This is a genomic window from Bradyrhizobium sp. A11 (assembly GCF_042077125.1).
GTDB lineage: Bacteria > Pseudomonadota > Alphaproteobacteria > Rhizobiales > Xanthobacteraceae > Bradyrhizobium > Bradyrhizobium japonicum_B.
The window spans coordinates 4,522,243-4,544,963 of record NZ_CP149509.1 but is presented as its reverse complement, the minus strand read 5'-3'; the positions used below and the strand labels follow the sequence as shown (position 1 = coordinate 4,544,963).

The following is a 22,721-nucleotide window of genomic DNA, read 5'->3' as shown; positions in this document are numbered from 1 at the left end:
GCCGACGATGCGATGGTTGATGGGACTGGCTATCGTGCTTGTACTCGCGGGGCCTGCAGGTGCGGCCGAGCAGGAGCTCGAACTGTCGGTCGAGGGCCGCACGACGCTCGCGACACTGCGCACGCCAGCCTCGATGGGGCCGGACACACCGCTCGTCGTGATGACCCACGGCACGCTTGCACACAAGGACATGGAGGTCGTTCAAGGTATTGCCAAGGCGCTGGAGCAGCGCGGCATCGCCTCGCTCGCGCATACGCTGTCGCTGGGAGTCGATCGCCGCAAGGGCATGTATGATTGCGCAGTGCGACATGACTATGTCGCCGAGGATGCGATCGCCGAGATCGGCGCCTGGGTTGCGCGGGCAAGAGGCGTGTCCCGGCTCGTCTTCGCGTTCGGCCATTCGCGCGGCGGCAACCAGGTCGCGCGTTATCTTGCAGCAAGCGAGACGCCAGTGGCGGGTGCGGTGCTGCTGGCGCCCGTGACCGCAAAGGCGGAGGCCGATTTGCGCGCCGCCTACGCGAAGACCTATGGCAAGCCGCTCGAGCCGTTGCTGGAGGGGGCGACGAAGGCGGTCGCGGCCGGGCGCGGCGGGGAGTGGCTGGACGTGCCCGGCTTCATCTATTGCCGCAACGCCGTGGTCACCGCGCGGGCCTTCGCGTCTTTCTATGCCGCCGATGCCGGCCAGGACACGGCCGCCCTCGTGGCCCGCGCGAAGCTGCCGGTGCTGGTGTTCGCCGCGACCAAGGACACGGTCGTGCCTGATGTGGCCGCGTCCTTCGCGCCGCTGGCCGCTTCGAGCGGCGGCAGGGTTCAGCTCGACACAATCGAGGATGCCGATCACTTCTTTCGCGATCTGTTTGCGGAAGACGTCGCCGACCGCATCGCCGAGTTCATCAAGCAGACACGATAGGAGGGAGGCTATGCAGCGTCGATCCATGCTTCGCGCCAGCCTTGCCGGACTATTCGGCATCTTCGCGGTGCGCCAGGCGTCCGCGGCGACGGAAACGCCCGCGCGGCAGCGCGTGGCCTATCATCTCGCCGATGCCGATCGTGTCGTCTTCGTTCTGGGCAATCTCCAGAACCATGTCGACGGCGTCGGTGGGCCCGGCAAGGCCGACATCAGGCTGGTCGTGCATGGGCCGGCGCTGCGGGCCTTCCACGCGCTTGCGGCCCAGGATCACACCGTCGCGATGATGACGAAGCTCGTCGCTGCCGGCGTCGGCTTCGACGCTTGCGCCAACACGATGAAGGCGCAGGGCGTCAAGCTGGACGACCTCACGCCCGGCTTCATTGTCGCCGAGAAAGGCGGCGTGGTGCGGCTCGTCGAGCTGCAACAGCAGGGATTTGCCTATCTGCGTCCCTGAACAGGCGTGGGCTGCGCCCTGGGCTTGATCTCGCTCATACAGAGCGGCCGCGCCTGGCGATAGATTGGCAAGTTCAGGGCATACCGAGGCGGCCGTGCTGACGACACTCATCGATCTCATGGGAGAAGACCGGCTGTCATGGCTGGGGGGCCTCCTGGTCGGCGGTCTCTTTGGATTCTTCGCCCAGCGCAGTCGCTTCTGCCTGCGCGCAGCCGCCGTCGAATTTTCCCGTGGCGAGGGTGGACCGCGCCTTGCGGTGTGGCTGTTGACCTTTGCTGCGGCGCTGCTGGGCACGCAAGGCCTGGTCGCGCTCGGCTGGCTCGACGTCTCCGAGGCGCGCCAGCTCGCGCAGCAGGGCAGCATCTCCGGTGCCCTGGCCGGGGGGGTGATGTTCGGCTGCGGCATGATCCTGGCTCGCGGCTGCGCCAGCCGGCTGCTCGTGCTCTCGGCCAACGGCAATCTGAGGGCGCTGCTGTCGGGCCTGGTGTTCGCGGTCGCCGCTCAGGCTTCCTATCGCGGCCTGCTGTCGCCCGCGCGCGAATGGGTGAGCAATCTGTGGCTGGTCGACGGCGGCCCGTCGCGCGACATCATGGCGATGTTCGGCGCCGGCACCCCCGAAAAGCTCGCCTTCGGAGGCGTGTGGCTGATTGCGGGGCTGTCGTTCGCCTTTCGCAGCCGGCTGCCGCGCCGGCTGATCCTTGCCGCGCTCGCAGCCGGCGCGGCCGTCGTCGCCGGCTGGCTTTTCACCTACCAGCTGGCGCAGGCCTCGTTCGCGCCGGTGACGCTGAAGAGCCTCACCTTCAGCGGACCGTCGGCCGAATTGCTGATGCTGGTTCTGAACAGCTCGCAGCTCCGGCTCGGCTTCGACCTCGGCATTGTTCCGGGCGTGTTCCTCGGCTCGTTCGCCGCGGCGGCGCATGCGGGTGAGCTGAAGCTGGAAGGATTCTCGGACGGGCTCGGCATGCGCCGTTACCTGCTCGGCGCGGTGCTGATGGGATTCGGCGCCATGCTCGCCGGCGGCTGCGCGGTCGGCGCCGGCGTGACCGGCGCCTCGGTCTTCGCGCTCACCGCCTGGCTCGTGCTCGGCGGCATGTGGCTGGGGGCGGGGCTCACGGATTTGATCGTCGACCGCGCCGGCATGCCGCAAGCCCGACCGGCCGCGGGCTCGCCGGCGTCCGGCACCTGAAAAGTCTTTAGAGATTGCTAAATTAAATTTTTTGAATATGATGCTTGCCGGTGCAGTCTGATCGTGCCGCAACGATGCTGGTACACAATGCTTCCGGGGAAACGCACATGACCACCGTCACGGAAAGCTACGCTCGCGAAGCGCCGCGCACGGCGCGGATTGACTGGTCGCCTTATCTCGTCGGTGCGGGAATTGGCCTGCTGAGCTGGATCGCCTTTGCCGTGTTCGGAGATCCGCTCGGCGTCACCACCGCCTATTCGCGCATCGCCTCCCTGTTTGCCATTCCCGTGATCGGACCCGAGGCGGTCGCACAGAACGCCTATTGGAAGAGCATGCCGCTGAAATGGGACTACGGTGTCTGGTTCCTCGTCGGCATTCCCGCCGGCGCTTTCATCTCCGCGATGATGTCGGGGACATGGCGGCTTGAGCTCGTGCCCGAGGTCTGGAAGGAGAGGTTCGGGCCGTCGATCGCAAAGCGCTTTGTCGGCGCGTTCCTCGGCGGAGCCGTGATCATGTACGGCGCGCGGCTTGCCGGCGGCTGCACCAGCGGACACGGCATCTCCGGCGGATTGCAGCTCGCGCTGTCGAGCTGGCTATTCCTGGCGGTGATGTTCGCCACCGGGCTCGGAATTTCCGCGCTCATGTTCCGCAAACGGTGAGGGACCTCCGATGACAGCGATGATGGCAATCCTTGGTCCGATGCTGATGGGCGCGGTTTTCGGCTTCCTGCTCCAACGCGGGAAGGTGACCAATTGCAACGTCATCGAGAACCAGTTCCGCCTGCGGGATTTCACCGTGCTGAAGGTGATGGGCACCGCGATCGTGGTCGGTGGGATCGGCGTGCTGTTGCTCGTCGACACCGGCAATGCGAAATACTACGTGAAGGATGCCAACCTGCTGGCGGTCGCGCTCGGCGCCGCCCTGTTCGGCACCGGCATGGTGGTCTACGGCTATTGCCCGGGAACGGCGCTCGGCGCCATCGCGACCGGCAGCGTCCATGCCTTGGTCGGCGCGCTCGGCATGGTTGCCGGGGCCATCCTCTACGCTCTGAGCTTCGACTGGTTGAAGGCGCACGTGCTCAACGTCTGGGCGCTGGGCAAAGTCCGCCTTCCGGACGTGACGCACGTTCCCGACATCGTCTGGTTCGCCGCACTTGCGGCCGGCGCCGCGCTGTTCTTCTGGTGGGTCGAATCCGCCGAAGCCAGGCGGAAGTGAACGCAGCAAATCCCCGCGATCCCAAACGGTCAGGGTCGCATATCACCGTTTTGGTGTCTTGCAGAACAGCCTGTGCAGCGTCGAAATCAGCTCTTCGATCCGCCGGTCCGCGATACGGTACCACATCGTCTGCCCGTCGCGCCGACAGGCAACGATGCGTTCGGCCTTCAGCTTCGTCAGGTGCTGCGACAGAGCCGAAGCGGAAAGGCCGACATCCTCGGCAAGCGCGCTTGCGTTGATTTCGCCATATTCGACGAGCTTGCAGACGATAAGCAGACGATGCTCATTGGCCAACATGCGCATCAGGGCGGCCACCCCCTTCGCCTGCCTTTCGAGTTCGCTGGTATTCATTCGGCGCATGACGGTGTTTCATTAGCATTTCCGTGCCGGGGGTCAAAACGGGGAAATCATGACCTCGCAGGTAATGGAAGGGCCGGCACCTGCATGCTAGATTTTCGGTCATGAACGCACATGCATCCACGGCACGTACCGAGCGCAGCCAACCAGTCCATATCGGCGACCATTTGCGCGAATGGCGGCAGCGCCGCCGCATGAGCCAGCTCGATCTCGCGGGCGAGGCCGAAATCTCGGCGCGTCACCTGAGCTTCGTCGAGACCGGCCGCGCGGCGCCCTCGCGCGACATGGTGCTGAGGCTCGCCGAACGCCTCGACGTGCCCTTGCGCGAACGCAACGTGCTGCTGGTCGCGGCCGGCTATGCGCCGGCCTTCCAGCAGCGGCCCCTGGAGGATCCTGCCTTGAAATCAGCCCGCCAGGCGATCGATCTCGTGCTCAAAGCCCATGAGCCCAATCCGGCGCTGGCCGTGGACCGGCACTGGAACCTGGTGTCGGCCAACCGCATGGTGGCGCCGCTGCTCGACGGCATTCCCCAGCGGCTACTCGGCCAGCCCTTGAACGTGCTGCGGCTCGCCTTCCATCCCGAGGCGCTGGCGCCGCGCACGGTCAACCTCGCGGAATGGTGCGGGCACCTCCTGGAGCGGCTGCACCGGCAATGCGAGGCGACGGCCGATCCTGAATTGATCAAGCTCTACAGCGACCTCAAAAGCTATCCGATCCCGGCGCGAGCGGGGCCGCTGTCGAGCGACAATGTCGCGATCCCCTTCAAGCTGCGCCATCAGGGCGAGATCCTGAGTTTCTTCTCCACCACCATGGTGTTCGGCACGCCGGTCGACATCACGCTGTCGGAGCTGGCGCTGGAAACCTTCTTCCCGGCGGACGAGCGCACCGCCCAACGGCTGAAGCAGATGGCGGCCGGGCTGTCATAGCGGCGTTTACAGATGGTAGCCGCCCCCTGGCCGCGAGTGTCCCCGCGGGCCGGAGCCATCACAATAACCGCAGGGGTGCAGTCCCGAGCCATGCGGGATCGGTGCCTTGCGCCGTCCCCGGTTCGGCTTATCTTCCGGCGAACCCGTGACCCGCCCGAAGGAGGCGCCTGACATGAGCACGCTGAAACCGCTCCAGATCGACGTCGTCTCCGACGTGGTGTGCCCCTGGTGCTATATCGGCAAGCACCGGATCGAGAGCGCGCTGGCGCTGGTGCCCGACGTCCCGGTCAAGCTCAATTTCCGCCCGTTCTTCCTCAATCCGTGGGTGCCGCGCGAGGGCATCAGCCGCGAGGCCTATCTCACCCAGAAGTTCGGCTCGGTCGAAGCCTACAAGGGCATTGCCGGGCGCGTCGTTGCGGCCGCAAGCGAGGAGGGCCTCGTCTACAAGCCCGAGCTGGTCGCGCGTCAACCCAACACCACCGACTGCCATCGTCTCATCCTTTGGGCGGAAGCGATCGGCAAGGCGCCCGAGATGAAGCAGCGCCTGATGGAGCTGTATTTCCGCGACGGCGGCGATCTCACCGATGTGAACGTGCTGGTGCAGGCGGCCGCCGATATCGGCCTCGATGCCGAGGACGTGCGCAGGCGCCTCGCCACCGACGAGGACGTCGCGCGCGTCTCGGCGGACGCCCAGGAGGCCGCCGAGAAGGGCATCTCCGGCGTGCCGACCTATGTCTTCGCGCAGAAATACGCGGTCTCAGGCGCGCAGGATCCGAACCTGCTCGCCCGCGCCATCCGCCAGGTCTCGGCGGAGATCAACGCGCAGGCGGCGGAGTAGCGCTCGCTTATTTGCGGAGGCGGCGGACCAGGCGTCGCGCGGTCTCGTGCGCGGTGTTGAGGCCGACCAGTGCTCCGTGAATGAGCGCGACGACCGGATCATGCTGCCGCAGCGGGATCAGCACGTCGCCGACCGCGAAACGTCCCCGCCAGATCGGGTTGATCATGGGATGGTCGGCGCTCGCGGTGGAATCGGCGCTGGCGATGGCGGGATCGGCGCAGAGATGGCGGGTGAGCTCGAGCGTGAGCTGCACGCCCGGCGAATACCTGGCAAAGCGCTCGTCGATGCCGAGCTTGAAGAAGAAGGCGCGATCCTGGTGGCGCAGCACGATGCCGGCTGCCACCGCAATCGTGCCAGCGCGAAGCGTGATGATCTCGCACTGCGCGGTCTCCGCCAGCGCCGGAACGGCGCGGCGAATGAAGGCCGCATCGCCGGCATGCTGGACCAGCGCGGTGCCGCGCTTGCCTTTCCAGCCGCTGGCTTCGAGCTGCAGGAACGTTTCGAGCGCGGGGCCGATCTCGTCGGGCCGGCGTGCGGCCTCGAACGTAACGGGGCCGTGCTCTTCGAGGCGATGGCGCAGGCGGCGCAGCTCCTTGAGCTTCTTGCTGCCGAGCGCGTCGCGCAACAGCGTTTCGTCGTCCTGCGTCGCATCGAGGCTGGCGCGGAGATAGGAGGACAGGATCCGCGGCTTCAGGCCGTCGCGGCTCAAGGCCTGCTCGAGCGCCTTCATCGCGGCGCCATCGAGCGCGACGTCGTTCAGCACGAGCGCGTGCGCACCGGCCTTGCGCGCCTGCTGCAACAGCTGCGTGGCTGCCGCGATCGGAGCGTCGCGATCGATCAGCGGGCTGCACAACGTGCCGTAGGGATGCGCGCTCACCAGCGCGGGCAGGGGAATTCTCCAGGCTCGCCACAGCGAGATCACGGGCATCAGGCCGATCAGCCGCGTCGAAGAGCCGTCGAATGCAGGCAATGCCGAGGCGTCCATGCGGCCGCGCGCGGTGGCGCTGACGGCGAGCTCCCAGGCGGGCAGGTAATATCCGTTCGGCTCGACCGCCCGCTGCGCGAGTGCGCGCCATTGACCGGCGTCGATCGCAACGAGCGGGACGCGCGCCGCCATGGCATCCTGTGCGGATGCCGGATGAATCGCCGCCTGCTGCGCGATGTCGACCACGTCCCCTCGTCCCGTTCACGCGGGCAAGTGCCGCGTCACGGGGCCATGCTTAGCGCAAAGATTGGAAAATACCGTTGGCGCGCCGTTTCAATTCGAACGGTAATGTTAACGTCTCATTGAGCATCCGTTGCCGGATGCTCAATGCCAACCCTACTTGTCGCCCGGCAAGAAATGATCCCGGGCGCTTGCCCGGCCGCCGCCAGCGGTATCGGTGATCGTGACCTCGAGATCGCGCGAGGTCTTCGGCAGGTCGGCGGGCCCGACCTGCACCGACAGCCGGACCTCGCGGGTCTGGTCCTGCCCGACCTCGACGACGGGCTTGGCCCCGGGAGCGGCCTCGATGCCGGCAACGCGAATGGTCGCGCCGGGCAGCCCGGAGACCTCGATTGCAAACGATCGCTGTGCGCCCTTGTTGAGAATGCGCACGGTGTAGTCGTTGCGGACCCCGCCATCCGACAGCTGGACGAACAGCGGATTGCGCTCGTGCAGCACGTTGACGTCCATGGTCGCGCGCGTGGCGAGCGTGTACAGCATGATGCTGCCGACGATGGCGATCGCTGCGGTGTAGATCACCGTGCGCGGACGGACGATGCGATAGATCGGCGGCTTGCCCTCGCGCCGGCGCTGCATGTTGATGTCGGTGTCGTAGCCGATCAGCCCTTGCGGACGTCCGATCTCGCGCATGACGTTGTCGCAGGCGTCGATGCACAGGCCGCACTGGATGCAGCCGAGCTGGATGCCGTGTCGGATGTCGACGCCGGTCGGGCAGACGTTGATGCACTGGTGGCAGTCGACGCAGTCGCCGGCGAGGCCACCCTGCGCACGGGCAGCTTCCGCCTTCTTCACCGACATGCGCGGCTCGCCGCGGTCGCGGCGATAGGTGACGTTGAGTGCCCATTCGTCGGTCAAGGCCGCCTGGATGCGCGGCCACGGGCACATGTAGATGCACATCTGCTCACGGGCATGGCCGGCGAAGACGTAGGTCGTCGCAGTCAGGATGCCGATCCAGAGATAGGCGATGAACGGGGCCTGGAAGGTCGCAAGCTCCTTCACCAGCGTCGGCGCATCGTCGAAATAGAGCACCCAGGCGCCGCCGGTCCACCAGGCGATCATGATCCAGAGGAAATGCTTCAGCGCGACCTTTCGGATATGGTCGAACGTCCAGTAGTGCTTGTCGCCCTGCATGCGCTCGCGGCGGTCGCCCTCGACCCAGCGCTCGACGGCGTAGAACAGGTCGGTCCACACCGTCTGCGGGCAGAGATAGCCGCACCACAGCCGTCCCGCGACCGCGTTCATCAGGAAAAGCATCATCGCGGCGAGGATGAGCAGGCCGGTGAAATAATACACCTCCTGCGGCCATAGCTCGATGAAGAAGAAATAGAAGCGGCGATGCGGCAGATCGATCAGCACGGCCTGATCGGGCAGCCCGGGGCCTCTATTCCAACGCACGAACGGCAGGAGATAGTAGACCCCGAGCGTGACGCAGAGGATCGCCCATTTGATGCGGCGGAACGGCCCGTGGACCGACTGCGGATAGACCTTTCTGCGCTTCTCGTAGAGAGGTCCCTCGATGAAGGTGTCGTCGGTCATGGCAAATTCCCCCGCATTACAGGCTGCGTCCGCGCGTTCAGGAGAACGCGCAGCCGCTGCTCAGGCCCAGCTTCTTGAACACGATGGCGGCGGGGCAGAAGCCCGTGAACGAGGCCTGCAGCATGTTGAGTCCGGCGAAGGCCGTCAGCAGGTACCAATAGGTATTCACATAGGTGCCCAGTGCGAGACCGAGCAGGACGACGAACCCCGCAAACGCGAGGACGGCTTTATCGACATTCATGGCAGGCTCCTTTTTTGATCTTGCGACGTTACGAACGGGTCAAGTTGGCTTCGGTCCAGGCGACGATGCTGCGCGCATCCATCGCGCCGGAATGGCGGGCGATCTCCCGGCCGCCGCGCATCAGCAGCAGCGTCGGAATGCCGCTGATGTTGAGCTGCGACGACAGAGCAGGTGCATTGTCCGAGTTCAGCTTCAACAGCCGCACGCCGGGCTCGAGCTGTTGCGCCGCGCGTGCGAACATCGGGGCCATGGCGCGGCAGGGTCCGCACCATGGTGCCCAGACGTCGACGAGCACGGGAATGTCGTTGCTGGCGACATGACGGCCGAAGGCGGCTTCGTCCACGTCGATCGGTTGGCCCGTGAACATCGGCTGGTGACAGGCGCCGCAGCGCGCACCTTCCGGTGCGCGCCCGGCGGGCAGGCGGTTGATGCGTCCGCAATGTCCGCAGACGATCTGGCGTGTCGTGCTCATGTGCCGGTTCGGACCTCCTTGATCTTGGCGATGTTCAGCCGGTCGAGCAGGAAGCGCTCGTAGAACGGCTCACTCTCGCCGCGCCGCATCTTGCGCAGGAAGTATTTCTCGAAAGCGACCTTGGCGAAGTGCACCCATTCGCCCTTTGAAGACCAATTGACGTTGCGCGGCGGAATCTGCGGCTGCGCGAGGAAGGCGACGCCGGAATCGCCGAAATCGGCGAGGCAGATCGCGTTCCAGGTTGGCTGCGCCGTCGGCGCCTTGCCACGGAGCAGGGCACCGATGTTGATCGCGGTCGCCGTCACCATGGATTCGATCATGAAGCCGGTCTTGGGCACGCCGACCGGCACCGGCGTCGCACCGAGCGGCGGGATCGCCACGCAGACGCCGATTGCAAAGATATTGGGGAAGGCCGGGTTCTGCTGATGCTTGTCGACGATGACGAAGCCGCGCGGATTGGTCAGCTTCTCGATGCCGCGCACCGCCTCGACGCCGCGAAAGGCGGGCAACATCATCGAATAGGCGAATGGCAGCTCATGAGCCTTGCGGGACGTACCGTCGTCGGCAAACTCCTCCACCGACATCAAGCCAGGAGCGACATTGTCGACGCGGGCATTGGTGATCCACTTGATGTGCTTCTCGCGCATCTCGCGTTCCAGCAGGCCCTTGGTATCGCCGACGCCGTCGAGACCGAGATGGCCGATATAGGGCTCCGAGGTGACGAATGTCATCGGCACCCGGTCACGGAGCTTCCGCCGGCGCAATTCCGTTTCCAGGATGAACAGGAACTCGTAGGCCGGCCCGAAGCAGGAGGCGCCCTGCACGGCACCGATCACGACCGGACCGGGGTTGGCTACGAGCTTCTCCAACGCGTCACGGGCATGTGCGGCGTGATCGACGTGGCAGATCGACTGGGTATGGCCCTGCGGCCCGAGACCCGGAATCTCGTCGAAGGCGAGTTCGGGGCCGGTCGCGACGACCAGATAATCATAGTCGATCGACGTGCCGTCACCGAGCTCGACACGATTCTCTCCGGGGTGGACGCGCTTTGCGCCCTGCGTCAGCAGCCGCACGCCCTTGCGTTTCATGACATCTGCGAGATCGATCTCGATCTCTTCGCGCTTGCGCCAGCCGACGGCCACCCAGGGATTCGAGGGCACGAAATGATAGACCGCGCCTTGCGAGATGACGCTGACGCGATCCTCCTTTCGCAACTGGGGCAGCAGTTCATAGGCCATCAGCGTTCCGCTCAGACCGGCTCCGATTACGACAACTTCCGCCATGGGTACCTCCGTTGGACCAAGCCGCTCCGCCAGTTCAGCTCCGGCCGTCATGCAGCGCTTGACTATATATTCGTATTTTTGTATATACGCAAGTATGAAAATAGATAGCGAAGTCATGGAGCGGGCGGCGGATCAGGCGAGCGTGCTGCTCAAGGCGCTCTCGAACCGTCACCGTCTGCTCATCATCTGTCAGTTGATCGACGGCGAGCGGTCGGTCGGCGAGCTGGCCGAGTTCCTCAGCCTGCGCGACTCCACGGTCTCCCAGCATCTTGCGCTCCTTCGCAAGGATGGCCTGGTCGCATCCAGGCGCGACGCGCAGACGATCTTTTATTCGATCGCCAGCGAGCCGGCGCGTGAGGTGTTGAAGACGCTCTACCAGGCATTCTGCGCACCGAAGCCCGCCAGGAACAAACCTACGAGAGTTCGGGGAAGGGCGCCTTGACCAGGATCAACACGCTTCTCTCCCATGCAGATGAAATGAGCTGCGCTGCGGCGTGGTGATGCTTTGGTCGTGACACGGAAAAATCCCATGCGATGTATGGCGAAATATTTTGGCCTGCTGGCTGCTTTCGCGGCGACAGGCTTGTCTGCAACACCGGCGACGGCAGCCGAGACACTCGTGGTCGCGCGGCAATCGACCGCGGACGAAAAGGCGGTATTCGCCACGGTCGAAAGCACCAGCGTGGTGCCAGCGCGCGGACGCATCGGCGGCACGGTGGCCCAGCTCAATGTCAGGGAAGGGGATCGCGTTGCCGCCGGCCAGGCGATCGCGGCCATCGGTGACGAGAAGCTCGTGCTGCAAATGAAATCACTCGACGCCCAGATCGAGGCACTGCAGGCGCAGGCCAACCAGGCGCAACTCGACTTCACCCGAACCGAGGGGTTGGTCGAGCGCGGTATCCTGCCGCGGATCAAGTTGGACGAGCAGCGCACGGCGCTCAACGTCGCCGAGAACGGGCTGCGGGCCAAGACCGCCGAACGTGCCGTCATCAACGAGCAGCTCAACCAGGGACAGGTGCTCGCGCCGGCGGACGGACGTGTGTTGAAACGGCTGATCACCGTGGGATCCGTCGTGCTCGCGGGCGATCCCATCGTCACCGTCGCCCAGCAGAATTTCAAGCTGCGGCTGCGCGTGCCGGAGCGCCACGCGCGCTTCCTCAAGGCGGGCGACAAGGTCCGCGTCGATGGCGCGGAGCTGGCGGGAGAGGCCTCGAAATGGGGCGTGGTCGACCTCGTTTATCCCCAGATCGAGGAGGGGCGCGTCATTGCGGATGCGACGGTCGATGGGCTCGGCGAATATTTCGTTGGCGACCGCTTGCGGGTCTGGGTCGCCGCCGGAACGCGGACAGCCTTCGTCATTCCCGCGGGCTATGTGACAACGCGGTTCGGTATCGACTATGTCCGGATCCGGAAGGGCGACGAGGCGATCGACGTGCCGGTGCAGCGCGGCCGCGACGTGCCGACGCCGTCGCTTCCCGACGGCCTCGAAATCCTGTCGGGTATCCAGGCCGGCGACCAATTGGTGCGGCCGTGAATCTCGGGCTGTCAGGACGGTTGACCAGGTCGACCATCGCATCGCCGCTCACCCCGCTGTTCCTGATCGGAGCGCTGGTCGTCGGGCTGATCGCCGTCGTGGCGATCCCGCGCGAGGAGGAGCCGCAGATCAGCGTTCCCATGGTGGATATCCGCGTCAATGCCGACGGCCTGCGCGCGCCCGACGCCGTAGAGCTGGTGAGCAAGCCGCTGGAATCGATCGTCAAGGGCATCGACGGCGTCGAGCACGTCTACAGCCAGACCGAGGACGACCGCGTGATGGTCACCGCGCGCTTCCTGGTCGGCACCAAGTTCGAGGACGCCATCCTGCGGGTGCACGAGAAGATCCGCGCCAACCTCGACCGCATTCCCGTCGGCATTCCCGAGCCGCTGATCGTCGGGCGGGGCATCAATGACGTCGCGGTGACGGTGTTGACGCTGTCGCCGAAGCCCGAGGTCGCCAGCCGCTGGACCGACAAGGACCTCTACGAGCTTGCCGACAAGCTGCGCGCGGAGCTGATGAAGGTCGACGACATCGGCCTGACCTACATATCCGGCGGCGCCGCGCAACAGATCCGGGTCGAGCCCGATCCGGAGAAGCTGTCGCTGTTCGGCGTCACGCTTCAGCAGCTCGTGGCCAAGGTCAAGGACGCCAACCGCTCGTTCCTGGCCGGGCAGGTTCGCGATGCCGGCATCGTGCGGGGCGTCGCGGCGGGGCAGACTTTGTCCGGCATCCCCGACATCGGACTCTTGCTGATCACGAGCCGCGACGGCCGGCCGGTTTACGTCAAGGACGTCGCCTCCGTCATCGTCGGCCCGAGCACCGTCGAGCATCGGGTCTGGACGGATTCGCGCGGGACCGCCGGGCAGTGGGCGCGGACGCCCGCCGTCAGCCTGGCGCTGGCCAAGCGGGCCGGCGCCAATGCGGTCGTGGTGTCCGAGCATATCGCGGAGCGCCTCGAAGGATTGAAGTCGCGCCTGATCCCCGAAGATGTCCAGGTGACGGTGACGCGCGATTACGGCGAGACCGCCAACGAGAAGGCCAACGAGCTGCTGTTCCACCTCGGCCTTGCGACCGTCTCGATCGTCGTCCTGATCGCGATCGCGATCGGCTGGCGCGAAGCGCTGGTGACCTTCGTCGTGATTCCCACCACGATCCTGCTCACGATGTTCGCCGCCAACCTCATGGGCTACACGATCAACCGCGTCAGCCTGTTCGCGCTGATCTTCTCCATCGGCATTCTCGTCGACGACGCCATCGTCGTGGTCGAGAACATCGCGCGGCACTGGGCCATGCGCGACGGCCGCCCGCGCCTGCAGGCCACCATCGAGGCGGTGGCGGAGGTCGGCAACCCCACCATCGTCGCGACGCTGACGGTGGTCGCCGCGCTGTTGCCGATGCTGTTCGTGTCAGGCCTGATGGGACCCTATATGGCGCCGATCCCGGCCAACGCGTCGGCCGCCATGCTGTTCTCGTTCTTCGTCGCGATGGTGGTCGCGCCCTGGCTGATGCTCAAGCTCGCGCCGAGGGGCGAGGTTGCCTCGGCGCATGCGGAGCACGACGAAGGCCGGCTCGGCCGGCTTTACCGGCGCTTCGCCACGCCGATCGTGCGGAGCAAGCGGTCAGCCTGGTTGTTCCTGCTCGGCGTCGGCATCGCGACGCTGCTGTCGATGACGCTGTTTGCGACCAAGTCGGTGACGGTCAAGCTGCTGCCGTTCGACAACAAATCCGAGATCGCCGTGGTCGTCGACCTGCCGGAAGGCGCGAGCCTGGAGGCGACCGAGCGCACGCTGTTCGGCGCGGCCGAGATCGCACGGCAATTGCCGGAGGTCACCTCGGTGCAATCCTATGCCGGCACGCCGGCGCCCTTCAATTTCAACGGCCTGGTGCGGCACTATTACCTGCGCGAGAGGCCCGAGCTCGGTGAGGTGCAGGTCAACCTGGCTTCGCGCGGCGAGCGCAAGCGCGCCAGCCATGAGATCGCGCTCGATCTGCGCGAGAAGCTGAAGGCGCTCGATCCGCCGGCGGGCACCAGCATCAAGGTGGTCGAGGTGCCGCCCGGGCCGCCGGTGCTGTCGACGCTGCTCGCCGAAGTCTATGGCCCGGATGCGACGACGCGCCGGGCGGTGACGGCCGAGCTCAAGAAGATCTTCGCCGAAGTGCCGTTCATCGTCGACATCGACGATTCCATCGGCGAGAAGCGGCCGCGGCTGCGGCTCTCGATCGACCAGGACCGGCTCGAATTCTTCGGCGTCGAGCAGCGCGACGTCTACGACACGATCCAGACGCTGTTCGGCGGCACCTCGATCGGCTATTCGCACCGCGGCGAGGACCGCAACCCGATCGAGATCGCGGTGCGTCTCGGAAAGCGCGGTCTGGTCTGGGACGAGGCGCTGGCTTCGACGCCGGTGCCGGCCAACACCGTGCCCGGCAGCAAGACCGTGGTCGAGCTCGGCCAGGTCGTGAAGGCGACCATGGAAGAGGGCTCGCCGACCATCTTCCGCCGGGACGGCCGCTTCGCCGACATGGTGATGGCCGAGCTCGCCGGGCGCTTCGAGGCGCCGCTCTACGGCATGCTCGCGGTTGCCGATCGTGTCGATGCGCATGATTGGGGCAAGCTGCCGAAGCCCGCCATCAGCCTGCACGGCCAGCCATCGGACGAGTCGCGCCCCACGCTGCTGTGGGACGGCGAATGGGAGATCACCTGGGTGACCTTCCGCGACATGGGCGCCGCCTTCGGCGCGGCCATCCTCGGCATCTATGTGCTGGTCGTCGCCCAGTTCAGGAGCTTCCGTCTGCCGCTCGTCATCCTGACGCCGATTCCGCTGACGCTGATCGGCATCCTGATCGGGCACTGGCTGCTGGGAGCGCCATTCACCGCGACCTCGATGATCGGCTTCATCGCACTCGCCGGCATCATCGTGCGCAACTCGATCCTGCTGGTCGACTTCATCAGGCACAGCGGCGGGGACGGCAAGTCGCTGCGCGAGGTGGTGCTGGAGGCCGGCGCGGTTCGCTTCAAGCCGATCCTGCTCACCGCGCTTGCGGCCATGATCGGGGCTGCGACCATCCTGCTCGATCCGATCTTTCAGGGATTGGCGATCTCGCTGCTGTTCGGGCTCGCCTCGTCAACGCTACTCACGGTGCTGGTGATTCCCGCGATCTACGTCGCCTTGCGCGCGCCGCGCGAGGCGGCTCCGACCACCGCCAAATCCAGCTAACGAGGGTCCGATGGACAAGAACTACGTCGACATCACAAGGAACATCTCCGCCAACCTGAAGAAGCTGCGAGGCGACATTCCCGATACGATGAAGGGATTTTCCGCACTCGCCCAGGCTGCCACGCGTGACGGCGCGTTGGACAAGAAGACCAAGGAACTGATGGCGCTGGCGCTCGGCGTCGCCGCGCATTGCGACGGCTGCATCGGCTTTCACGTCGAGGCGCTCGTCAAGCTCGGCGCGAGCCGCGAAGAGATCGAGGAGACGCTCGGCATGGCCGTCTATATGGGCGGCGGGCCCTCGCTGATGTACGCCGCGGATGCGATCGCGGCGTACGAGCAGTTCCAGCAACAATCGACCGCCGCATGACGGCGGTCACCTCGTAGGGGCATACGAACGGGACCGGGCGAATCGTCTCGTCCGGTCCCGACCATCACGTCTTCACGGATTACCAGCGGTCGCCGACGCCCACGCCAACGCTGACGCCGGGCGCGCGAATGCCGACGCCGGCGCGCGGGCCGTCATCGTAGTGACGATGATACGTCCGGCGCTCATAGTAGCGATCACGCGGCATGTAGTTATAGGAATCGCGCACGATCACGCGCGAACCGCTGCGCGTGCGATAGCAACGGCCGGCGTCGTCGCAGACGAGCCGCACCTGCTGAACCAGATCCGGATCGGTGTACTCGCTGGTCGTATAGATATCGGAAGCCCTCGCCCCCGAGACGGCTGCCAGGGCGCCCACGCCCGCCAACAGCGCAATCGTGAATGTCTTCATCATGTCCTCCTCGAAACTGCCCTCGGCGGTAACAAGAAGGGGAGGCGGCGATCGTTCCCCGCCGCAATGCTCGTTTTTCCCGGAACCGTCGGTCGGCGACGGTTCCTAGACCGGCTCGTATGTCTCGGTGCCGCAGATGTCGTCGGCTTCCGCCCGCCGGCGGTCCACGACCTTCCCGCCGTTGATCGTCACGATGTAGGTCTGGGCACCCAGCGACGTGCCGGCCGCGGAGGTGAGCTGGGCGCGCACGCAAGCCGTCCAGCCCGGTCCGCGCAGCTCACGACGGGGCGGGGCGACGTGCACCTCGCGCGGATAGGAGGTGGCGAGGAAAACCACATCGATCTGCTCGCGCACCACACGCTTGACGTCGGGAGGCGCTTCGGGCGGGGGGTGCTCGGCCTCCTTGATGCGCATGAACTCGGGCACCGGCGCGCGGCTGTCGGCAAAGCCGCAGGCACCGAGCGCGAGCGCGCCGGCGAGCAGCGCCGCAAGAGCAATGATCCGTAACATCCGTGAAAGTCCCCTGCGGGCGGACAGATAGGCACGAATGCGGTCGGGCGAAGTCCTTGCCGATCAAGATTTGCTGAGGCCTCCACAAGCCCTTGAACCCGCGGCATTTGCTATTCCGCGATGGCGGGCGAGTTTGTACCCCAGAGGAAGGGGATTGCGCCGATGAGGGTTTTGGTCATCGCGGCCAGCCGTGCCGGCGCGGACCGCTGCCTCGGGGCAGGCGCAGGGCCGGCGGCCGCGCCGCCTCACTTGCGGGATCGACGACGAGGCGGCCGCGCCTGCCGCGCGGGTGACCGCAAGCCTGCGCTGGCGTTGTCGTCGCCGTGCCGCGCAATCATCATTGCCTTGTGGATGCGATGCGAACGCTCGTTCACATCGCGGGCGCTAACGCACAAAGGCGAGGCCGACGCGCTTGTCACGGCGCCAAACTGTGCGACAATTCCGCACGAACTCGTCGCGCGCGATCGAGAGCGTGAAAGATTGCGGTAACGTGACGGGAGCGTCGAGGTCGATCGCCGCGCCGCCCGCCGACATGTTTCGCACCGTGCAGGCGATGCCGTTGTTTTCGAAGGTGATCGTTCCACCCTTGAAAACACGGTAGCGCTGCGCTGTACGCTTCTCGATCATCGGCGTCGGTCCATCACGATGATTGTGGAGTAATGCATAGAAATTACGTTGAACTAAACTCAATATCGGCGCTGCTCGCGCGGCGCTTCAGACTTCGTTTACGACGTTCGAGCGGAGAGCCTCTCCGCCGATTTCCCTGCAACCTTTTCTTTTATGGCGTCACGGCGCCGATGGAGATTCCGATGAAGACCACGCTTTCGCTTCTGTTCGCCGCTGCGCTTTCGCTGTCGTCGATGCCCGCCCACGCCGTCAAATGGGACCTTTCGACCATGAGCTGCAAGCAGTTCCTCGAGAGCGGCGAAGACAACATCCAGGTCGTGCTGACCTGGATGGATGGCTGGTACAAGGGCGACGAGGACAACGCGATCATCGACACCGACGTGTTCATCGCGAACGCCAAGAAGTTTGGTGCCTATTGCGGAAAGAATCCGACCGCCAGCATCGTCACGGCGGCTGACGAGGTGCTCGGCAAGTAGCTGGAAGAGCGGACCGAAGCGCCGGCCGCAGTCGCGGCTGGGGTCTCGATGCGACCGTGATGGAGAGCCGCGGTGCGCTTTGCGCGCGCGGCTCTCGCTTTTTGATCAGCCCGGCAACATCGCGAACGCGCTGGATACCATCGCGGCCGGCTTGTTGTCGGTCGCCGACAGCAGCGTGACGCGGCCGAAGCTCATGGTGCGCCCGAGCCGCACCACGCGCGCGTCCGCCAGGACGTCCGACGAGGACACCGCGCGCATGAAATGCGTGGTCTGGTCGACCGTCGTCATCGGACGATAGCCACGATTGGCCGCAAGGATCGCGATCACCATCGCGGTGTCGGCGAGCGCCATCAGGGCCTGGCCGCAGACCACGCCGCCATGGCGGCACAACCGTTCCGAGAACGGCATGCGCAGCAGCGCGCCCGGCTGCCAGTCCGGCGCGTCCGCCGGCTGCGCGTGTTCGAGGCGCTCGACCGCGAGGTTGAGGTCCTGGACCCAGGGCGCAAAAACCTCGCCGAGGATGCGTCTGGCGTCGGTGAGGCCGAATTCGGCGTCTGGCTGGCTTTGCATTGCTGTCGCGCTCTCCTGTATTGCCGGATGTTTCGTCCCATTGTGAGCGCATCGGCGCCGCAAAGTCACCCGGTCTCGCGGCGGTCCCGTCGGCTTGAAAATGCCTGACTTGGCCCGGTATGATGCCTCGCTTGGGAACGGGTGGATGATGTTGCGTCGGTGTGTCCTCGTCTTTGGTATGATCGCGCTCGGCCTTGCGCTGAGCGGGTGCACCAGATGCGGCCCGATCTGGGACGATTGGCTGCATGGGCCCAAATCGTGCCGGTCGGACCGGTCCTAGCGGGCCCCCCCTGTGCCTCATGGATGATCAAGGAGTAGACGATGAAGCTTTTCCGTATGGCGGCGGTGCTGCTGCTGGCAGCGCTGGCGGGACCTGCCTATGCGCAATTGCCCAATATCAATTTGATGCAGGACGGCCCGAGCAAGACGCCGGAGGAGAAGGCGGTCGAGGCCGAGCGCGAGAAGGCCTACAAGGAAACGCTGAAGAAGATCCCGGAGTCCAAGGCGTCCAATGATCCCTGGGGCGGCATGCGCGCCGATCCGCCGAAGCAGCCGGCGCCGAAGGCATCGGCCGCAAGCAGCGCGCCGAAGAAGACCAAGAGCGGCACGGCCGCCAACTGACCAAAGCTTCGTCCGGGGGCAGCACAGGCCTTCGGACAGGACTCCTCTTCGGCCGGCTCGCGCCCTACATTTGCCTCTGAGCGTAGCGCGTAGAGGAGGGCAGGACATGGCCGATCGTCCGCGGGATCTCGCCGAGCGTATGGCGCGCCGGCGCAAGGCGGCCGGCAAGCCCGGCCCAACTTTCGGCGACGGCTATCTGCGCGAGACCTTCACGCTGCCGCGCGCAGCGGCGCGGGAACGGGCCCAGGCGTTCTTCGCCCGCTACCCCAAGGCCGGCTATATGAGCGCGGTCGAGACCTGGCGCGAACTGCCGGGCGGCGACATCGAATTCACCATGCGGCGGCTGCCCAGCGCGGACTGAAGCCGGCCTGCTCGAGCCTCTTCCTAGTCGAGGGTTTCGGCGACGATGCGGATCCGGAAGACGGGCTCCTTGGCCTCGTCCAGCAGCTCCATGTGCCATTCGGAATTTTCCTGGAGCTTGCGCGCAATGCCGGCGGTCATGTCGGCGCAGACATTGGTCATCTCTTTCCAGGCCGAATCGCGATCGGCAAATTCCGTCGCCTGGTCGGCGCAGCCGGAATAACGGCCATTCCGGATACGAAAGAAATAGAGCGGCATGGCTGGCACCGATCGCGCGCGTGACGGCCTCGCCCCCAAGGCCACGGGCGCGCGCAGTCCAATCCCAAACCCGCGTCAGATCAATTCCGGGCGGCTACGGGTGATGCCGCCGCCCGCAGACATGCTGATCGTGGTCATATTCCCGCGACGAGGAAAATCTGTTGGTTGACGGTAGGTTACCCCGTGGTTCTCCGACCAAGAACAGAGTTCCTGGGCTCCATCCGGTCGCGTTCTTTGCGCCGCTGGGGGAGACGCAACGCAGGCCGGACCCGCCAACGGCTTCCGATGCACGCGGCGGCATGTGCCTTGCTTGCCGTGATGACGGCCAACAACATGGGTCCGTCATGCTCGGCATTCCCCGCCGCTACAGTCATTTCGTGTTCGGGATCATCCAGTCCGGACTGACCTCGCTGATCGCGGCGGGGATCGCCAGCTTGCCCGCCGGCAGCGCGACGATCTTCCTCGGCCACTGGATGGCGTCGTGGCTGATCGCCTGGGCCGCGATGCTGCCGATCGTGCTCCTGGCCGCGCCCGCGATCCGCGCCTTCGCGCTGCGCCTGACCCGGGAAGAGAGGGATCCGCGCGCCGGCAGCCAGGCATGAAGTAGCACAGCCTGACCGGCGGCAGGTTTGCCGGCCTGTACTGAGGCCGCAGACTGGCCCCGCAGCGGTCCCAATTTCGACATCCGTTCGCACAACTGCGGTCACACAGGTCGGCAAGATTCCAGACCGTTCGGCGCGGCCATGGGGGAAACGTGGCACGCCGACGATGGGGTGGCATCATGGATAACGTAGAGCGGTCGTTCGCCGCCGCGACAGCGGCTGGCTTCGTGGTGCTGGTGATCGGCCTCGTGCTACTCGCGCTGCTGTAGGGCGGGCACTGCCGGCAGTCGCGTCCTGCGATGATCGCGGGCGGCGTCATGCGGCCAATCTAAAAAATGGGAAAACAACCCCATGCACAGTAGCGTGAATGAAATTCTGCTGTTCTTTCAGTGGGTTGATTGAGGTGTTTGGATACCTCAGCCGTTCGCGACTCGCCAAGGAGGGCCTGCGATGACGCGCTCTTGCCGGTCGATTGATCCGACCGGCTAAAGCGTCAGTTGTTGCGGGTCAGGTCGCAGCAGGCCCTAGTGGATCTTGATTTCATTCAGGGGAAGATGGAGCTCGCTGGCCCGCTCTTCGCGATCCTTCCTGCGGAACTCGTTTTCCGTGCGCTCGAACTTCATCATCTCCTCATGCGCCGCCTCCGGCAGAGGTTTGCGCCTGATCGTTTCGCGGTGCTCGTTGTCCGTCATGACTGAGGTCCCCAGAGTTGCGGTCTCATCCTGAAGAAGGCCCCAGACCGCGAAAGGTTCGGTGCCATGCGATTGCGGAACGATGACGGCGACCGCTATTGGGCGCGTCGAGCTCGGTCGGACAAGGACGTCGGGGCCGCTCGGCTATTTCGGCGGTTGCAGCCCGGGGGATTTGACCCAGTCGTGCAGATGATTCGCCATTTCGGCCTGGCGCGCCTTCTTGAGCAGGGCGTCCCGCTCGGGGCCGGGAGGCAGGCTGGCGGCGTCCTCCTTGACCTGCTTCACCCATGCGGAGAGCCGGTCTTGAAGGGTCAGTTGTTGCTTGAAACGTCGCCGCTTGAACATGGCACGATCCTATCCGTGCGCGGTCCCGCGCGGGTGAGGATCAATTAGGATCCATAAGCGGAACGGCGTCTGTTCAGTTGTGTACACAAAGCCCGTGGCGAAGCCGGCTGACTAAAGATCGACATGGATCGGGCGCCAAAGCGCCGCGCGGAACCGCACCGTTTCTGGCCTGAATTTGGATCATCGTTGTGGGGTTGCAATAAATCAAGTCTTCAATTTCAGGTTTGGGGCGGAATGGACGGACAGTCGCCAATTTCAGAAAGAACATATTGCGAACCTAGAACAAATAGGGTACATTGCTTTTATTGCCGCGCCGCCTCGCAACCGTTTGTCCCTCACGCGAATCCTCGCCATAAGGAGCACGACCTATGTCCGCCACTGCCCTGCGTATCGTCGAAGGATCTTCCATGGACAAGAGTAAAGCTCTGGCCGCCGCGCTCTCCCAGATCGAGCGCCAGTTCGGCAAGGGCTCGGTGATGAAGCTCGGCAAGAACGACCGGTCCATGGACATCGAGGCGGTGTCGTCGGGCTCGCTCGGGCTGGATATCGCGCTCGGCATCGGCGGCCTGCCCAAGGGGCGCATCGTCGAGATCTACGGGCCGGAATCCTCAGGCAAGACCACGCTGGCGTTGCATACGGTCGCGGAAGCACAAAAGAAGGGCGGCATCTGCGCCTTCATCGACGCCGAGCACGCGCTCGACCCGGTCTACGCCCGCAAGCTCGGCGTCAACATCGACGAGCTCCTGATCTCGCAGCCCGACACCGGCGAGCAGGCGCTGGAGATCTGCGACACGCTGGTGCGCTCCGGTGCGGTGGACGTGCTGGTGATCGATTCGGTCGCGGCGCTGGTGCCGAAGGCCGAGCTCGAGGGCGAGATGGGCGATGCGCTGCCGGGTCTGCAGGCCCGTCTGATGAGCCAGGCGCTGCGCAAGCTCACGGCCTCGATCAACAAGTCCAACACCATGGTCATCTTCATCAACCAGATCCGCATGAAGATCGGCGTGATGTACGGCTCGCCTGAGACCACGACCGGCGGCAACGCGCTGAAGTTCTACGCCTCCGTCCGCCTCGACATCCGCCGCATCGGCGCGATCAAGGAGCGCGACGAGGTGGTCGGCAACACCACGCGCGTCAAGGTGGTCAAGAACAAGCTGGCGCCCCCGTTCAAGCAGGTCGAGTTCGACATCATGTACGGCGAGGGGGTCTCCAAGATGGGCGAGATCCTCGATCTCGGCGTCAAGGCCGGCATCGTCGAGAAATCTGGCGCCTGGTTCTCCTATGACAGCCAGCGCCTCGGCCAGGGCCGCGAGAACTCGAAAGCGTTCTTGAAGGCCAACCCCGACATCACCGCCAAGATCGAGACCGCGATCCGCCAGAACTCCGGCCTGATCGCCGAGCAGATCCTGGCCGGCACGCCCGAGCGCGATGCCGACGGCGAGGAGCCGACGGACGAGTAGATCTTAGACACCCAAGTTTTTCGCGAGGA

The 22,721-nt window shown here is 65.4% G+C and carries 29 protein-coding genes; 16 read left to right on the top strand and 13 right to left on the bottom strand.

The features are described from left to right. The first annotated feature begins 7 nt into the window (after positions 1-7). From WI560_RS21415 to WI560_RS21395, 5 genes are all read left to right on the top strand, one after another. Positions 8-910 (top strand): alpha/beta hydrolase, encoded by a 903-nt coding sequence (locus tag WI560_RS21415; protein ID WP_375304744.1) that lies wholly within the window; start codon positions 8-10, stop codon positions 908-910. 10 nt (positions 911-920) lie between these two features. Then, entirely contained in the window at positions 921-1,364 is a 444-nt protein-coding gene (locus WI560_RS21410; protein ID WP_375304743.1) for a DsrE family protein, read from the top strand. Between the two features lie 94 nt (positions 1,365-1,458). Beyond that, positions 1,459-2,550, top strand: coding sequence for a YeeE/YedE family protein (locus WI560_RS21405; protein ID WP_375304742.1), 1,092 nt, complete (start codon positions 1,459-1,461; stop codon positions 2,548-2,550). Positions 2,551-2,657: 107 nt separating this feature from the next. Then, on the top strand, positions 2,658-3,209 hold the full coding sequence (locus WI560_RS21400) for a YeeE/YedE thiosulfate transporter family protein (protein WP_375304741.1): 552 nt from the start codon (positions 2,658-2,660) through the stop codon (positions 3,207-3,209). A 10-nt stretch (positions 3,210-3,219) separates the two neighbouring features. Continuing rightward, positions 3,220-3,765 carry a YeeE/YedE thiosulfate transporter family protein gene (locus WI560_RS21395; RefSeq protein WP_375304740.1) on the top strand — a complete coding sequence of 182 codons (546 nt, stop codon included), beginning with the start codon at positions 3,220-3,222 and terminating at the stop codon, positions 3,763-3,765. Positions 3,766-3,807: 42 nt separating this feature from the next. Here the strand turns inward: WI560_RS21395 and WI560_RS21390 are convergent, their stop codons facing one another. Then, positions 3,808-4,125 (bottom strand): ArsR/SmtB family transcription factor, encoded by a 318-nt coding sequence (locus WI560_RS21390; RefSeq protein ID WP_375304739.1) that lies wholly within the window; start codon positions 4,123-4,125, stop codon positions 3,808-3,810. 101 nt (positions 4,126-4,226) lie between these two features. On the opposite strand from WI560_RS21390, the gene WI560_RS21385 reads away from it, so the two are divergent. Further along, the gene (locus WI560_RS21385) at positions 4,227-5,048 is read left to right on the top strand and encodes a helix-turn-helix domain-containing protein (RefSeq protein WP_375304738.1); all 822 of its coding nucleotides are present in this window, start codon (positions 4,227-4,229) and stop codon (positions 5,046-5,048) included. Positions 5,049-5,220: 172 nt separating this feature from the next. Further along, entirely contained in the window at positions 5,221-5,886 is a 666-nt protein-coding gene (locus WI560_RS21380; RefSeq protein ID WP_257196203.1) for a DsbA family oxidoreductase, read from the top strand. A gap of 7 nt (positions 5,887-5,893) precedes the next feature. On the opposite strand, the gene WI560_RS21375 is transcribed toward WI560_RS21380, so the two are convergent. The 5 genes from WI560_RS21375 to WI560_RS21355 form a co-directional block, all read right to left on the bottom strand. After that, positions 5,894-7,057, bottom strand: a complete 1,164-nt coding sequence (locus tag WI560_RS21375; protein WP_375304737.1) for a GNAT family N-acetyltransferase — start codon at positions 7,055-7,057, stop codon at positions 5,894-5,896. Positions 7,058-7,207: 150 nt separating this feature from the next. Further along, a complete protein-coding gene (gene ccoG / locus WI560_RS21370) occupies positions 7,208-8,647 on the bottom strand; it encodes a cytochrome c oxidase accessory protein CcoG (protein WP_375304736.1) in 1,440 nt (479 codons plus the stop codon). Positions 8,648-8,684: 37 nt separating this feature from the next. Next, the gene (locus WI560_RS21365; RefSeq protein ID WP_375304735.1) at positions 8,685-8,888 is read right to left on the bottom strand and encodes a DUF2892 domain-containing protein; all 204 of its coding nucleotides are present in this window, start codon (positions 8,886-8,888) and stop codon (positions 8,685-8,687) included. 28 nt (positions 8,889-8,916) lie between these two features. After that, positions 8,917-9,360 carry a thioredoxin TrxC gene (gene trxC / locus WI560_RS21360; protein WP_375304734.1) on the bottom strand — a complete coding sequence of 148 codons (444 nt, stop codon included), beginning with the start codon at positions 9,358-9,360 and terminating at the stop codon, positions 8,917-8,919. Further along, positions 9,357-10,643 carry an NAD(P)/FAD-dependent oxidoreductase gene (locus WI560_RS21355; RefSeq protein WP_375304733.1) on the bottom strand — a complete coding sequence of 429 codons (1,287 nt, stop codon included), beginning with the start codon at positions 10,641-10,643 and terminating at the stop codon, positions 9,357-9,359. The genes trxC and WI560_RS21355 overlap by 4 nt, the downstream gene beginning before the upstream one ends. A 115-nt stretch (positions 10,644-10,758) precedes the next feature. Between WI560_RS21355 and WI560_RS21350 the strand changes: the two genes are divergently transcribed. The 4 genes from WI560_RS21350 to WI560_RS21335 all read left to right on the top strand — a co-directional run bounded on the left by WI560_RS21350 (position 10,759) and on the right by WI560_RS21335 (position 15,765). Then, entirely contained in the window at positions 10,759-11,085 is a 327-nt protein-coding gene (locus WI560_RS21350) for an ArsR/SmtB family transcription factor (protein WP_375304732.1), read from the top strand. A gap of 96 nt (positions 11,086-11,181) precedes the next feature. Further along, positions 11,182-12,177 (top strand): efflux RND transporter periplasmic adaptor subunit, encoded by a 996-nt coding sequence (locus tag WI560_RS21345; RefSeq protein WP_257197878.1) that lies wholly within the window; start codon positions 11,182-11,184, stop codon positions 12,175-12,177. Further along, the gene (locus WI560_RS21340; RefSeq protein WP_375304731.1) at positions 12,174-15,398 is read left to right on the top strand and encodes an efflux RND transporter permease subunit; all 3,225 of its coding nucleotides are present in this window, start codon (positions 12,174-12,176) and stop codon (positions 15,396-15,398) included. Before WI560_RS21345 ends, WI560_RS21340 begins: the two co-directional genes overlap by 4 nt. Positions 15,399-15,408: 10 nt before the next feature. Continuing rightward, a complete protein-coding gene (locus WI560_RS21335; RefSeq protein ID WP_375304730.1) occupies positions 15,409-15,765 on the top strand; it encodes a carboxymuconolactone decarboxylase family protein in 357 nt (118 codons plus the stop codon). A gap of 79 nt (positions 15,766-15,844) precedes the next feature. On the opposite strand, the gene WI560_RS21330 is transcribed toward WI560_RS21335, so the two are convergent. The 3 genes from WI560_RS21330 to WI560_RS21320 form a co-directional block, all read right to left on the bottom strand. Then, on the bottom strand, positions 15,845-16,177 hold the full coding sequence (locus WI560_RS21330) for a hypothetical protein (protein WP_375304729.1): 333 nt from the start codon (positions 16,175-16,177) through the stop codon (positions 15,845-15,847). Positions 16,178-16,279: 102 nt separating this feature from the next. Beyond that, on the bottom strand, positions 16,280-16,684 hold the full coding sequence (locus tag WI560_RS21325) for a hypothetical protein (RefSeq protein ID WP_375304728.1): 405 nt from the start codon (positions 16,682-16,684) through the stop codon (positions 16,280-16,282). Between the two features lie 384 nt (positions 16,685-17,068). Beyond that, positions 17,069-17,311: a PilZ domain-containing protein gene (locus WI560_RS21320; RefSeq protein WP_375304727.1), complete on the bottom strand. Its 243-nt coding sequence runs from the start codon at positions 17,309-17,311 to the stop codon at positions 17,069-17,071. Between the two features lie 182 nt (positions 17,312-17,493). On the opposite strand from WI560_RS21320, the gene WI560_RS21315 reads away from it, so the two are divergent. Continuing rightward, on the top strand, positions 17,494-17,787 hold the full coding sequence (locus WI560_RS21315; protein WP_164718979.1) for an HdeA family protein: 294 nt from the start codon (positions 17,494-17,496) through the stop codon (positions 17,785-17,787). A gap of 105 nt (positions 17,788-17,892) precedes the next feature. Here WI560_RS21315 and WI560_RS21310 read toward each other — a convergent pair whose 3' ends face one another. Then, positions 17,893-18,357 carry a PaaI family thioesterase gene (locus tag WI560_RS21310; RefSeq protein ID WP_375304726.1) on the bottom strand — a complete coding sequence of 155 codons (465 nt, stop codon included), beginning with the start codon at positions 18,355-18,357 and terminating at the stop codon, positions 17,893-17,895. 321 nt (positions 18,358-18,678) lie between these two features. Between WI560_RS21310 and WI560_RS21305 the strand changes: the two genes are divergently transcribed. Together WI560_RS21305 and WI560_RS21300 are read left to right on the top strand one after the other, a co-directional pair. Then, complete coding sequence (locus WI560_RS21305) at positions 18,679-18,978, top strand: hypothetical protein (protein ID WP_375304725.1); 300 nt, start codon at positions 18,679-18,681, stop codon at positions 18,976-18,978. 106 nt (positions 18,979-19,084) lie between these two features. Further along, positions 19,085-19,339, top strand: a complete 255-nt coding sequence (locus WI560_RS21300; protein ID WP_257196189.1) for a hypothetical protein — start codon at positions 19,085-19,087, stop codon at positions 19,337-19,339. Between the two features lie 23 nt (positions 19,340-19,362). Here the strand turns inward: WI560_RS21300 and WI560_RS21295 are convergent, their stop codons facing one another. Beyond that, positions 19,363-19,596 (bottom strand): DUF6894 family protein, encoded by a 234-nt coding sequence (locus tag WI560_RS21295; protein WP_018316629.1) that lies wholly within the window; start codon positions 19,594-19,596, stop codon positions 19,363-19,365. A 344-nt stretch (positions 19,597-19,940) separates the two neighbouring features. Between WI560_RS21295 and WI560_RS21290 the strand changes: the two genes are divergently transcribed. Further along, positions 19,941-20,198: a DUF2798 domain-containing protein gene (locus WI560_RS21290; protein ID WP_375304724.1), complete on the top strand. Its 258-nt coding sequence runs from the start codon at positions 19,941-19,943 to the stop codon at positions 20,196-20,198. Between the two features lie 524 nt (positions 20,199-20,722). Here the strand turns inward: WI560_RS21290 and WI560_RS21285 are convergent. Next, positions 20,723-20,890, bottom strand: coding sequence for a hypothetical protein (locus WI560_RS21285; protein ID WP_375304723.1), 168 nt, complete (start codon positions 20,888-20,890; stop codon positions 20,723-20,725). Positions 20,891-21,034: 144 nt separating this feature from the next. Continuing rightward, a complete protein-coding gene (locus tag WI560_RS21280; RefSeq protein WP_375304722.1) occupies positions 21,035-21,235 on the bottom strand; it encodes a hypothetical protein in 201 nt (66 codons plus the stop codon). A 368-nt stretch (positions 21,236-21,603) separates the two neighbouring features. Here WI560_RS21280 and recA point away from each other — a divergent pair, with 368 nt between their 5' ends. Further along, positions 21,604-22,692 (top strand): recombinase RecA, encoded by a 1,089-nt coding sequence (gene recA, locus WI560_RS21275; RefSeq protein WP_126260835.1) that lies wholly within the window; start codon positions 21,604-21,606, stop codon positions 22,690-22,692. Positions 22,693-22,721: the final 29 nt, after the last annotated feature.

Bases quoted from the DNA above. Each gene is read 5' to 3' on its own strand.
- WI560_RS21300 (WP_257196189.1), top strand. From the start codon at position 19,085: ATGGCCGATCGTCCGCGGGATCTCGCCGAGCGTATGGCGCGCCGGCGC.
- WI560_RS21295 (WP_018316629.1), bottom strand. From the start codon at position 19,596: ATGCCGCTCTATTTCTTTCGTATCCGGAATGGCCGTTATTCCGGCTGC.
- WI560_RS21395 (WP_375304740.1), top strand. From the start codon at position 3,220: ATGACAGCGATGATGGCAATCCTTGGTCCGATGCTGATGGGCGCGGTT.
- WI560_RS21280 (WP_375304722.1), bottom strand. From the start codon at position 21,235: ATGTTCAAGCGGCGACGTTTCAAGCAACAACTGACCCTTCAAGACCGG.
- WI560_RS21380 (WP_257196203.1), top strand. From the start codon at position 5,221: ATGAGCACGCTGAAACCGCTCCAGATCGACGTCGTCTCCGACGTGGTG.
- WI560_RS21335 (WP_375304730.1), top strand. From the start codon at position 15,409: ATGGACAAGAACTACGTCGACATCACAAGGAACATCTCCGCCAACCTG.
- WI560_RS21315 (WP_164718979.1), top strand. From the start codon at position 17,494: ATGAAGACCACGCTTTCGCTTCTGTTCGCCGCTGCGCTTTCGCTGTCG.
- recA (WP_126260835.1), top strand. From the start codon at position 21,604: ATGTCCGCCACTGCCCTGCGTATCGTCGAAGGATCTTCCATGGACAAG.
- WI560_RS21355 (WP_375304733.1), bottom strand. From the start codon at position 10,643: ATGGCGGAAGTTGTCGTAATCGGAGCCGGTCTGAGCGGAACGCTGATG.
- WI560_RS21385 (WP_375304738.1), top strand. From the start codon at position 4,227: ATGAACGCACATGCATCCACGGCACGTACCGAGCGCAGCCAACCAGTC.
- WI560_RS21285 (WP_375304723.1), bottom strand. From the start codon at position 20,890: ATGACGGACAACGAGCACCGCGAAACGATCAGGCGCAAACCTCTGCCG.
- WI560_RS21345 (WP_257197878.1), top strand. From the start codon at position 11,182: ATGGCGAAATATTTTGGCCTGCTGGCTGCTTTCGCGGCGACAGGCTTG.
- WI560_RS21350 (WP_375304732.1), top strand. From the start codon at position 10,759: ATGGAGCGGGCGGCGGATCAGGCGAGCGTGCTGCTCAAGGCGCTCTCG.
- WI560_RS21330 (WP_375304729.1), bottom strand. From the start codon at position 16,177: ATGATGAAGACATTCACGATTGCGCTGTTGGCGGGCGTGGGCGCCCTG.
- WI560_RS21320 (WP_375304727.1), bottom strand. From the start codon at position 17,311: ATGATCGAGAAGCGTACAGCGCAGCGCTACCGTGTTTTCAAGGGTGGA.
- WI560_RS21325 (WP_375304728.1), bottom strand. From the start codon at position 16,684: ATGTTACGGATCATTGCTCTTGCGGCGCTGCTCGCCGGCGCGCTCGCG.
- WI560_RS21410 (WP_375304743.1), top strand. From the start codon at position 921: ATGCAGCGTCGATCCATGCTTCGCGCCAGCCTTGCCGGACTATTCGGC.
- WI560_RS21390 (WP_375304739.1), bottom strand. From the start codon at position 4,125: ATGCGCCGAATGAATACCAGCGAACTCGAAAGGCAGGCGAAGGGGGTG.
- WI560_RS21290 (WP_375304724.1), top strand. From the start codon at position 19,941: ATGCTCGGCATTCCCCGCCGCTACAGTCATTTCGTGTTCGGGATCATC.
- trxC (WP_375304734.1), bottom strand. From the start codon at position 9,360: ATGAGCACGACACGCCAGATCGTCTGCGGACATTGCGGACGCATCAAC.
- WI560_RS21415 (WP_375304744.1), top strand. From the start codon at position 8: ATGCGATGGTTGATGGGACTGGCTATCGTGCTTGTACTCGCGGGGCCT.
- ccoG (WP_375304736.1), bottom strand. From the start codon at position 8,647: ATGACCGACGACACCTTCATCGAGGGACCTCTCTACGAGAAGCGCAGA.
- WI560_RS21310 (WP_375304726.1), bottom strand. From the start codon at position 18,357: ATGCAAAGCCAGCCAGACGCCGAATTCGGCCTCACCGACGCCAGACGC.
- WI560_RS21305 (WP_375304725.1), top strand. From the start codon at position 18,679: ATGAAGCTTTTCCGTATGGCGGCGGTGCTGCTGCTGGCAGCGCTGGCG.
- WI560_RS21365 (WP_375304735.1), bottom strand. From the start codon at position 8,888: ATGAATGTCGATAAAGCCGTCCTCGCGTTTGCGGGGTTCGTCGTCCTG.
- WI560_RS21400 (WP_375304741.1), top strand. From the start codon at position 2,658: ATGACCACCGTCACGGAAAGCTACGCTCGCGAAGCGCCGCGCACGGCG.